Source organism: Oleiphilus sp. HI0043, from assembly GCF_001634935.1.
On the sequence record NZ_LWEY01001180.1, the window covers coordinates 1 to 2,275 of the forward strand.

The 2,275-nt window shown below is 43.8% G+C and carries 3 protein-coding genes; 1 reads left to right on the plus strand and 2 read right to left on the minus strand.

Annotated features, from left to right (window positions below):
• The coding region (locus A3729_RS13620; RefSeq protein WP_255376397.1) for an isocitrate/isopropylmalate family dehydrogenase at window positions 1-519 on the plus strand (519 nt) is incomplete at its 5' end.
• Between the two features lie 103 nt (window positions 520-622).
• Here A3729_RS13620 and A3729_RS13625 read toward each other — a convergent pair.
• On the minus strand, window positions 623-1,012 hold the full coding sequence (locus tag A3729_RS13625; protein ID WP_068510366.1) for a DUF3135 domain-containing protein: 390 nt from the start codon (window positions 1,010-1,012) through the stop codon (window positions 623-625).
• A gap of 275 nt (window positions 1,013-1,287) precedes the next feature.
• Window positions 1,288-2,163, minus strand: a complete 876-nt coding sequence (locus tag A3729_RS13630) for a ribose-phosphate pyrophosphokinase (RefSeq protein ID WP_068510368.1) — start codon at window positions 2,161-2,163, stop codon at window positions 1,288-1,290.
• Window positions 2,164-2,275: the final 112 nt, after the last annotated feature.

Genomic DNA, 2,275 nt, shown 5'->3' on the forward strand with positions numbered 1-2,275 from the left:
CACAAGAGTAATGTATTGATCTCTTCTGTACTTTGGAACGAAGTGCTTGAAGAAGTTGCTAAAGATTACCCTGAAGTAGAAGTCATTCACATGTTGGTTGATGCAGCTGCGACTCACCTATGTTTGAACCCAGGTCAGTTTGATGTCATGGTCATGGAAAACATGTTCGGTGATATCTTGAGTGACCAGGGTGGCGGTATTCTTGGTTCTCTAGGTCTAATGCCATCAGCATGTATGGGGCCTGAGAAAGCATACTACGAACCTTCTCACGGTTCTGCACCAGATATTGCTGGCCAAAACAAAGCTAACCCATACTCAATGATTGGTTCTGTTGCATTGATGCTGGACATGAGTTTTGGTTTGGAAGAAGAAGCGAAAGCGGTTTGGACTGCTATGCAGAGCGTCTTCGAAGCAGGCTTCTCTACAAGTGACTTGTCTAAGCCTGGTCAGGGCATCGAGATTCTAAGCACAACAGAGTTTGCTGATAAGGTAATGGCTAAGTTGGAAGAATTGCTATAAACCAGCAAAGAAATTAAAAAAGGGGAGCCATAGCGGTTCCCCTTTTTTGTTCTTGTAGGCAGAGCCTTCCACGGCTCGCTGACGGGGTAGCACGGGGCAGGCTCTACTTGGGAAACAACTCAACAATCTCCGCACTTTCCGCAGGCTTGCTGCTTTGCTCCTGTAAATACTTTCGTGGGTTTGCCAATGCCAGTTGTAGTTCCACAAACGAATCATGCATCATTTCTGAAAGTCTCATACAGGACGATAATGGGCTTCTGGCACCTTGCCTGGCCATATTTATCCTGAACTGCACTCCTTTCAAACGGCGCTGAAGTTCAATAGGTGCTTGCTCGATTGCTTGTTGATAGAGCTCTTCACGGTAACGCTCAAATGCTTCTGGCTTGTTCGAAGCTAAGTATCTTAGTTTATCAAAATCGATCGGGACGATACGAGAGTCCTGATTACCTAAGTGAGAAGACTCCGCTTCTTTAAAGTTTGATCCATCGTGCACGGTAACGACCTCTTACTGTTACAAAGTGTTAGCGATATTTTATCGGTGCGATCAAAAACTGTACAGCTAGAAGGTGTGGGCAGGTCCACGAATTTACAAGATCTCTGCAAAATTTTGTGAAATCACTTAGATAATAGCGGTGATGATTTTGATGCCAGTTTTTCAAGCACTATAAAGTGATTATTCGTCTAAGTTGTGCGCAAGCTTCGTATGATAAAAATGTGGCTTTGTAAATCTTATAGTCAATGTTTCAAGTGAGTTAACATTTGGCTTTATTACTTCAAGACTTCTGCAATAATACTGGCAATATCTATAGTGTTTGTTGAGTGGGGGACGGTGTTACAAGTTAGTATGTCTTTGATCGGTGCTTTAGACATTTCACAGTATGCATCTTCAGAGAAAAGTGCGTGCACACCAATGCATATAGGCTCTTGTAAACCTTCGGCTACAAGCGCTTCGGCAGTACGAATCATGGTCCGACCTGTCGAGATAATATCGTCAATAAGTACGGGGGTTCTTTGTGCAAAGTCTTGAGCATTTGGGCTCGAAACTTCTACGTTCTTATCGCCGAAACGTTGTTTTTCTAGAATTAAGTAGGGGCAGCCAATCATGTCTGCTGCCGCCGCAGCCCATTGCTCACTTTCACTGTCAGGGCCAACCACCAAGGGGGTCTCAATATTTTCTTTAACCCATGAGGCTATTAAAGGGTTAGCTTGCAGAGTGTGTGTTTCCATTGTGTAAATTTCACCCAGTGAATGGTAGCGATGCAGGTGAGGGTCGATGGTGATTAAGCGATCTAAATACTGATTTAACAACTTAGCGTAATAGCGTGAAGTCAGAGCCTCTCCTTCGTGAAACTTAATATCCTGACGCATATAGGGAAGATAAGGACAGACTAAGGTAGTACTGGCTATTCCAAGCTCGCGTAAGGTTTCGCAAAGATAAACCAAGGGTAGAAACTTTGAATTTGGCTGGTGCATATTCGAGACTATAATGGCTTCACGCTGCTGGTAATCGCTATGTACTCTCATGTAAGTTTCACCATCAGGGAACTGGCGGTGTTCCAACTTGGCAGGTTCTGCATTTAACTCCGTAGATAGCGCAGCGAATAGCTCAGGTGCAGCGTAGAGGTCAAAAATTAAAGGTTTCATAGAGTTTCTTCCTCAATTCGAATAGCATCAGGGTGAGCGCTTAGAAAGTCGATCGCATATTCAAGTTCACCTTTTGTTTCTGCGTGCAGTTCAAAAAGTGGTGTACCAATAT